The 8,593-nt window shown below is 31.4% G+C and carries 7 protein-coding genes and 1 other RNA gene; all 8 read left to right on the top strand.

The window, feature by feature from the left end:
* Positions 1-206 precede the first annotated feature (206 nt).
* The 8 genes from treP (at position 207) to recR (ending at position 8,145) form a co-directional block, all read left to right on the top strand.
* Positions 207-1,649: a PTS system trehalose-specific EIIBC component gene (gene treP / locus HMPREF2647_RS08530; protein WP_070859941.1), complete on the top strand. Its 1,443-nt coding sequence runs from the start codon at positions 207-209 to the stop codon at positions 1,647-1,649.
* A gap of 78 nt (positions 1,650-1,727) precedes the next feature.
* A complete protein-coding gene (gene treC / locus HMPREF2647_RS08525; protein WP_070443495.1) occupies positions 1,728-3,365 on the top strand; it encodes an alpha,alpha-phosphotrehalase in 1,638 nt (545 codons plus the stop codon).
* Between the two features lie 22 nt (positions 3,366-3,387).
* Positions 3,388-4,113 carry a trehalose operon repressor gene (gene treR / locus HMPREF2647_RS08520; protein WP_070443493.1) on the top strand — a complete coding sequence of 242 codons (726 nt, stop codon included), beginning with the start codon at positions 3,388-3,390 and terminating at the stop codon, positions 4,111-4,113.
* 96 nt (positions 4,114-4,209) lie between these two features.
* Positions 4,210-4,479: signal recognition particle sRNA large type (ffs, locus tag HMPREF2647_RS08515), an RNA gene on the top strand.
* 316 nt (positions 4,480-4,795) lie between these two features.
* Positions 4,796-5,323, top strand: coding sequence for a GNAT family N-acetyltransferase (locus tag HMPREF2647_RS08510; protein WP_061544600.1), 528 nt, complete (start codon positions 4,796-4,798; stop codon positions 5,321-5,323).
* A 64-nt stretch (positions 5,324-5,387) separates the two neighbouring features.
* The gene (gene dnaX / locus HMPREF2647_RS08505) at positions 5,388-7,097 is read left to right on the top strand and encodes a DNA polymerase III subunit gamma/tau (RefSeq protein ID WP_070859939.1); all 1,710 of its coding nucleotides are present in this window, start codon (positions 5,388-5,390) and stop codon (positions 7,095-7,097) included.
* Positions 7,098-7,223: 126 nt separating this feature from the next.
* Positions 7,224-7,541, top strand: a complete 318-nt coding sequence (locus HMPREF2647_RS08500) for a YbaB/EbfC family nucleoid-associated protein (protein WP_002447964.1) — start codon at positions 7,224-7,226, stop codon at positions 7,539-7,541.
* Positions 7,542-7,548: 7 nt separating this feature from the next.
* A complete protein-coding gene (gene recR / locus HMPREF2647_RS08495; protein ID WP_061544598.1) occupies positions 7,549-8,145 on the top strand; it encodes a recombination mediator RecR in 597 nt (198 codons plus the stop codon).
* The last annotated feature ends 448 nt before the right edge of the window (positions 8,146-8,593 follow it).

Genomic DNA, 8,593 nt, shown 5'->3' with positions numbered 1-8,593 from the left:
GCGGGGGTTCGAATCCCTCTTCCTCCGCCATTATCATTAAAATCCAAGACTAATCAATATAAAGAAGATAAGCACTCAGTAACTTACTGAGTGCTTATTTTTATGTACTAAATTTTTAAAAAATCAAATCATTTAATGAAAGCCTTTACATAACTTGTCTAGACAAGTTATACTTTGTTTAAGTTAGAAACAAAGGAGTGGACATCGTGGGCGTAAAAAGAAAAGATGTACAAGATATTGTTCAAGCAATAGGTGGAAAAGAAAACGTAGATACTGCTACTCATTGTGTAACGCGATTACGATTAGTTTTGAAAGATGATAATAAAGTAGATAAGGAAGCTTTATCTAATAATACGCTTGTTAAAGGCCAATTTAAAGCTGACAATCAATATCAAATTGTTATTGGTCCTGGTACAGTAGATGAAGTGTATAAACAGTTTGTAAATGAAACCGGTGTAGAAACTGCATCTAAAGATGAAGCAAAAACTGCCGCTGCAAAAAAAGGCAATCCATTACAACGATTAGTAAAATTATTAGGAGATATTTTTATTCCAATTTTGCCAGCACTAGTAACAGCTGGTTTACTTATGGGGATTAATAATCTTTTAACTATGGAAAATTTATTTGGTCCTAAGGCCTTAGTGGAACAACATCATCAATTAGGTGATATTTCTAATATTATTAACGTCATAGCTAGTACAGCATTTATCTTTTTACCAGCTTTAATTGGTTGGAGTAGTATGAAAGTCTTTGGAGGTAGTCCAATTTTAGGATTAGTGTTGGGATTGATATTAATGCATCCTCAACTCGTTTCACAATATGATATAGCTAAGGGTCATATTCCTACATGGAATTTATTTGGTTTAGAAATTAAACAATTAAACTACCAAGGGCAAGTCCTTCCGGTACTTATTGCGGCTTATGTACTTTCTTTAATTGAAAAAGCACTTAATAAAGTCGTGCATGATTCAATTAAGATGCTTGTAGTAGGGCCTGTAGCATTATTAATTACAGGATTCCTATCATTTATTATTATTGGGCCTATAGCATTAGGTATCGGAACAGCGATTACAGGTGCTATACAATTTATTTTTGAACATGCGGGTTGGTTAGGTGGCGCAATTTATGGTTTCTTCTATGCACCACTTGTTATTACTGGGTTACACCATATGTTCTTAGCAGTGGATTTTCAATTGATGGGCAGTTCTTTAAAGGGAACTTATTTATGGCCAATTGTAGCCATTTCTAATATTTGTCAAGGATCAGCTGCATTTGGTGCATGGTTAATTTATAAACGTCGAAAAATGGCAAAAGAAGAAGGATTAGCATTAACATTTGGCGTTTCTGCTTTCTTAGGTGTCACTGAACCAGCTATGTTTGGAGTGAATTTACCTTTAAAAGTACCGTTTTTTGCTGCTATTTGTACATCGGGTGTTTTAGGAGCAGTCATTGGAGCAAATCGAGTACTTGGTAATGTAGGGGTAGGAGGCGTTCCAGCTTTTATTTCAATCCAAAGTAAATATTGGTATATTTATATACTTGTTATCCTATTAGCAATGATTTTGCCAGCAGTATTAACGGTGATTTTTTCTAAATTCACTAAAATTAAAGCTAAAGAAATGGTAGAAAATCCCAATGATATAAAATGAGGGTTATGAACTTTCATTATAAGATGTGAATAATTAATTATTTTGAAAAATATATTTTTAGATAAAGGTGGTATTAATATGATTCAAAACGATTGGCGAAAATCAGTAGTGTATCAAATTTACCCTAAATCTTTTAATGATACGACTGGAGACGGCAAAGGAGATTTGAATGGTATTATTGAAAAATTAGATTACATAAAGTATTTAGGCGTGGACTATATTTGGCTTACACCTATTTATGAATCTCCAATGAATGATAATGGTTACGATATCAGCGATTATTTTAAAATTAATGAAGAGTTTGGAACATTAGATGATTTTAAAAAATTGATTTATGAAGCACATCGTCGAGACTTAAAAGTTATGCTAGACATTGTAATTAATCATACTTCTACGGAACATCATTGGTTTAAGGAAGCAATTCATTCAAAAGATAATCCTTATCGAGATTTTTATTTTTTCAAATCATCAGCAGATGGACCACCAACAAATTGGCAATCTAAATTTGGTGGAAATGCTTGGGAATATGATGAGAAATCTGATGAATACTATCTACACTTATTTGATGTGACACAAGCTGATTTGAATTGGGATAATGAAAAAGTAAGACAAGCACTTTATGAAATGGTAAATTATTGGATTCAATTTGGCGTTGATGGTTTCCGTTTTGATGTAATAAACCTTATTTCTAAAGATGAATTTAAAAATTCAGAAGCCATCGGAAAAGAATTTTACACTGATGGCCCCCGCGTTCACCAATATTTACATGAACTCAACCGTCATACTTTTGGAAATAGAAATATGATGACAGTAGGTGAGATGTCTTCAACAACGATTGACAATTGTATTAAATATACACGTCCTGAGCGTCAAGAATTGAATAGTGTATTTAATTTTCATCATTTAAAAGTGGATTATAAAGATGGTGAAAAGTGGACAAATGAAAAATATGATTTTCTTAAATTGAAGAAAATTTTAATGGAATGGCAAGTAGGTATCCATAATGGTGGTGGATGGAATGCTATTTTTTGGTGTAATCATGACCAACCAAGAGTAGTATCACGATTTGGCGATGACACAAATGAATTGAATCGTCAAGCAAGCGCAAAAATGTTAGCTATTGTGTTGCATATGTTACAAGGGACACCCTATATTTATCAAGGTGAAGAAATTGGCATGACTGACCCTCATTATACATCAATACAAAAATATAGAGATGTAGAATCTCTTAATGCGTATACACATCTAAAAGAAGAAGGGATATCAGAAGAAGAAATCTTGACCATTTTATCCCAAAAATCGCGTGATAATTCGCGTACTCCTATACAATGGAATCAAAATGAAAATGCAGGATTTACATCTGGTACGCCATGGATAGATTTACCTAAGAATATAGATACGATTAATGTTGAAGATGCTATAAGTAATAAAGATTCAGTTTTACATGTATATCGTCAACTTATTAAGTTACGTCATCATCATGATATCATTACTTATGGAGATATTGAACCATTGTATATGGATCATCCACAATTGTTTATTTATCGTCGCAACTATAAAAATGATTCTTGGTTAATTATTGCTAACTTTTCAAATGAAGCTGTTAGGATTCCAGATGATATTGATATAGTAGGAGATATTATTATTCAAAGTGGTAAAATTCTTGACAATAAGATTTCACCATATGGTGCGATAGTAATTAGTAAGTCATATTAAGTGATAGGGTGAAAAAATAAAAATGGGTCAACAAAAATTTGCAGTAATTTATGAAAAGTTAAAAAAAGATATTTCTGAGGGAATATACTTATATGGTGAACAACTACCGTCAGAACGTGAACTTGTAGAAACATATCACTCATCTCGAGAAACGGTAAGAAAAGCACTTGAATTACTTGCAAATGATGGGATGATTCAAAAAATTAAAGGAAAAGGATCGATTGTTATTCAACAAGATATCACTGAATTTCCTTTTTCAGATTTAATTAGCTTTAAAGAAGTTAAAGAAAAGTTAAACTTAAATCATGAAACATATGTCCTTGTAAATGAAATAATAAAGGCGTCTGATGTTCCTTTAGTGAAAGAACAATTGGGTCTAAGAAATAACGACTTATTATGTCATGTAGTAAGAAGTAGAAGTGTAAATGGAAAAGTTAAAATATTAGATGAAGATTATTTTCTAACATCATTAGTTCCTAAAATATCTAATGAAATAGCTAGAAAGTCTATTTATGATTATTTAGAAAAAGAACTTCATTTAGATATTAGCTATTCTAATAAATCAATTACATTTGAACCATTTAAGGATTTTGAATATCAAGTGTTTGGTAAAGTGCACCATCCATATACAGCGACAGTAAGAAGTACCGTTTTTCTTAAAGATACGACGCGATTTCAATATAATGTTTCAAAGCATCTAGCAACAGAGTTTAAGTTTAATGAATTTTCTCGTCGACAAAATAAATAATAGTATTTTTGAATTGGTTTTTAACTTGAATGATTTATAAATAAATATACTATTTTACTTGCAACGTTAATACGTTTTATAGTATTATAAAACTTACCGTGCTAGGTGGGGAGGTAGCGGTTCCCTGTACTCGAAATCCGCTTTATGCGAGACTTAATTCCTTCGTTGAGGGTGTACTTTTGTGAAGTCTGCCCGAAGCACGAGGTGTTTGAAGATTTCGGTCCTATGCAATATGAACCCATGAATCATGTCAGGTCCTGACGGAAGCAGCATTAAGTGGACACTCATATGTGCCGTAGGGTAGCCGAGATTTAGCTATCGACTTCGGTAACGTTTATGATGTACACTCGATTCGAAGGTGCACGGTTATTTAATTTAAAATTAATCATTTCTATAAATATATATACTTTACGAGTGACTTTAATTTAAAGTCACTCCTTTTTTATATAAACTATAGAAGAACTTAGAATACAGATAAAGATTCTTAAATCATTTAAATAAGTTGTCATCGAACAACTATAAACATCATACTTATATACAGATATTCAAAATAGGCATGTTGAGAAAAACAAACACCCTAAATTATTTTTATAATGAGGGTTATGGGTGTATACACTGATACATTTACTCAATTCATTTAATAGAAATATGATTAGAAACATGTTAATTATAGGGGGAAGTTATGCAAGTTTATTTAAGTACTTTAACTGAAATGGATTATATCGAGACTTTAGAAAAACTTGAAAAACATTATACTAATAACAAAGGTTTAGATGGTAAATCACATAGTAAAATAATTTCTAATTTAAGAAAACAACCTACATATAATTATGAATTAGAAGTTATTGCGAAAAAAGAAGATGGGGACATTATAGGGCACATCATGCTAAATGAAGTGAATCTCATTGATAATGAAGATACATTTAAAGTATTACAATTATCTTCTTTGATTGTAGCAACACCTTATCGAAATCAAGGTATAGGAAAAGCTTTAGTGCAAGCTGTAGAAGAGCGTGCGAAAGCTCATCATTATACTGCTATTATTGTAGATGATTGTCCTGAGTATTTTACAGCGTTAGGTTATGCATCAGCGGCGCAACATCATATTATATCGAAAAATGATGATAAGTCTCTTTATGTGAAATTCTTGTGGGATCAATTAAGTGAATATCCACATGGGAAACTACAACCAATATCAATAGAAGTATAAAAAATTAATATATCAAAGATATTGCATGATATAATTGATAAGTAATTGTATTGGAGGTGCGACTGTGAATTATCAAGCTTTATATCGAATGTTTAGACCTCAAAGTTTTAATGATGTTGTAGGTCAAGAACATGTCACTAAAACATTGAGAAATGCTATTTCAAAAGAAAAGCAATCTCATGCATATATTTTTAGTGGCCCAAGAGGAACTGGTAAAACAAGTATAGCTAAAGTGTTTGCTAAAGCTATTAACTGTTTAAATCCCCATGATGGTGAACCTTGTAATGAGTGTGCAATATGTAAAGGCATTACACAAGGAACAAATGGTGACGTTATTGAAATTGATGCTGCTAGTAATAACGGTGTTGATGAAATTAGAAATATTAGAGATAAAGTTAAATACGCACCTAGTGAATCAAAATATAAGGTTTATATTATAGATGAAGTTCATATGCTTACAACAGGTGCTTTTAATGCTTTATTAAAAACATTAGAAGAACCTCCAGCACACGCTATTTTTATTTTAGCAACAACAGAACCGCATAAAATACCACCTACGATTATTTCACGTGCACAACGTTTTGATTTTAAAGCGATTAGTACCGAACAAATTGTCGAACGATTACGTTTTGTTGCACAAGAACAATCACTAGATTATGAGGAAGCGGCATTGGAATTTATTGCTAAAGCATCAGAAGGTGGTATGCGTGATGCATTAAGCATTATGGACCAAGCAATTGCTTTTGGAGATGAGCATCTTACCTTACAAGATGTATTAGACGTAACGGGTAGTGTAGATGAAGCATCGCTTAATGAATTATTTAACGATATCGTCAATGGAAATGTAAAAGAAGCATTTTCTCGTTATCATCACTTTGTATCTGAAGGTAAAGAAGTAAATAGACTTATTAATGATATGATTTATTTCGTAAGAGATACGATTATGAATAAAACAATCAATGAACAAACAAGTTACGATGCCTTAACTCAATTTGATTTAGAAACGTTATATCATATGATAGATATTATAAATGATACGCTCGTTTCTATTAGATTTAGTGTGAATCAGAATGTGCACTTTGAAGTGTTATTAGTTAAATTAGCTGAAATGGTGAAAACAAATCCTACGAAAGTAGAAAATGTAGCAACAACGCCTGTTGCTACAGAACCTAATAATGAAGTGTTATTACAAAGAATGGAACAACTTGAAAATGAGTTAAAAACTTTAAAAGCACAAGGTATTTCACAGAGTAATAAAAAGCACACACAAACAAACACACATTCTAGAAATAAACGTCAAAGTAAAGCGGCATTTTCTATGACGCAGATAGCTAAAGTGTTAGATGAAGCAAATAAAGAAGATATTCAACTACTTAAAGAACATTGGCAAGAAGTAATTGATTATGCTAAAAGTAATGATAAAAAACCTTTAGTCAGCTTATTGCAAAACTCAATTCCAGTAGCAGCAAGTAGAAAACGTGTATTAATTCAATTTGATGAAGAAATACATTGTGAAATTGTTAATAAAGATGAAGAAAAAAGGAAAAACATTGAAAACGTCGTTTGTAATATCATTGATAAAAACGTTGAAGTAGTAGGTGTCCCTTCAGATCAATGGATGAGAGTGAGAAGCGAGTATATTAATCATAGAAAACAAAATGATCATCATTCTTCTGAAAGTACAAAAGATAATACTAAAGAGGAAACGTCTGATATTGCTCAAAAAGCGAGAGATTTATTTGGTGAAGATACTGTGAATATTATAGATGAATAATAAAATATATCAGTTTGTTTATAAGGTAAGTTGAATGAGTCATACATGACAATAAATATAAACGTATGTATAATGAAATATAAATTATAATAAAATTAATGTGAAAATTTAAGGAGGAAATGAATGATGCGCGGTGGCGGAAATATGCAACAAATGATGAAGCAAATGCAAAAAATGCAAAAGAAAATGGCACAAGAACAAGAAAAACTTAAAGACGAACGTATTGTAGGAACAGCTGGTGGCGGTATGGTTGCCGTAACTGTAACTGGTCATAAAGAAGTTGTAGATGTAGAAATTAAAGAAGAAGCAGTAGATCCAGATGATATCGAAATGTTACAAGATTTAGTTTTAGCTGCAACAAATGAAGCAATGAATAAAGCAGATAATTTAACGCAAGAACGATTAGGTAAACATACTCAAGGCTTAAATATTCCAGGAATGTAGGTTAAGTATGCATTATCCTGAACCGATTTCAAAACTTATAGATAGTTTTATGAAACTGCCAGGCATTGGTCCCAAGACGGCTCAACGTCTGGCTTTTTATACATTAGACATGAAAGAAGACGATGTCGTAAAATTTGCTAAAGCCTTAGTAGATGTTAAGCGAGAACTTACCTATTGTAGTATTTGCGGTCATATTACTGAAAAAGATCCGTGTTACATTTGTGAAGATAAACAAAGGGATTGTTCAATTATTTGTGTGGTTGAAGATGATAAAGATGTTATTGCAATGGAAAAAATGAGAGAGTATAAAGGCCTTTATCATGTATTACATGGATCTATCTCTCCAATGGATGGTATAGGACCTGAAGATATCAATATACCCACACTTATTGATAGATTAAAAGATGAAGAAGTTAAAGAACTTATATTAGCTATGAATCCAAACTTAGAAGGTGAATCGACCGCCATGTATATTTCAAGACTTGTAAAACCTATTGGAATAAAAGTAACACGTCTTGCACAAGGATTATCAGTTGGTGGCGATTTAGAGTATGCTGATGAAGTAACGCTTTCTAAAGCAATTGCTGGTAGAACCGAAATGTAAATTTTTATGTGCTATTTATAGTAGATGAGTATTGAATAGCGAGGATATTCCGCCTTCAACAATACTAAATCACACTGTAAATAGCTTTTTTTAAAATTATTTTAAAAAATGTAAATTTTTAAAAGTTTGTTTTATGAGATAAAAGTAATGTAAAAAAAGTTATAAACTGAAAGAAAACAACTTTAATATTAACTATTAACAAATTATTTTATATAATGTTCGTGTTTTGTGGGTTAGTCTCTATCTTTCGCTCTTTGTAGTGTAATTTTTACCATTGTACATTTGGGAGAAACCCTGTATAGTATTTATTTGTTGAGCGAAACAAATCAACGAACATTAAAAACACAAAAAAATTAATTTAAAAAAGTTGTTGACTTTCATATCGATAGCGAGTATAATTAATTCTTGTGTTGAAGAAATGAACATTGAAAACTGAATGACAATATGT

This window comes from Staphylococcus sp. HMSC035D11 (genome assembly GCF_001836075.1).
GTDB classification, from domain to species: Bacteria; Bacillota; Bacilli; order Staphylococcales; family Staphylococcaceae; genus Staphylococcus; species Staphylococcus hominis.
The sequence above is the reverse complement of the archived record's forward strand: the minus strand, read 5'-3'. Positions and strand labels throughout refer to the sequence as shown.

Excerpts from the sequence above, each read along its gene's own strand:
- treC (WP_070443495.1), top strand. The coding sequence starts at position 1,728 with ATGATTCAAAACGATTGGCGAAAATCAGTAGTGTATCAAATTTACCCT.
- treR (WP_070443493.1), top strand. The coding sequence starts at position 3,388 with ATGGGTCAACAAAAATTTGCAGTAATTTATGAAAAGTTAAAAAAAGAT.
- HMPREF2647_RS08510 (WP_061544600.1), top strand. The coding sequence starts at position 4,796 with ATGCAAGTTTATTTAAGTACTTTAACTGAAATGGATTATATCGAGACT.
- HMPREF2647_RS08500 (WP_002447964.1), top strand. The coding sequence starts at position 7,224 with ATGCGCGGTGGCGGAAATATGCAACAAATGATGAAGCAAATGCAAAAA.
- recR (WP_061544598.1), top strand. The coding sequence starts at position 7,549 with ATGCATTATCCTGAACCGATTTCAAAACTTATAGATAGTTTTATGAAA.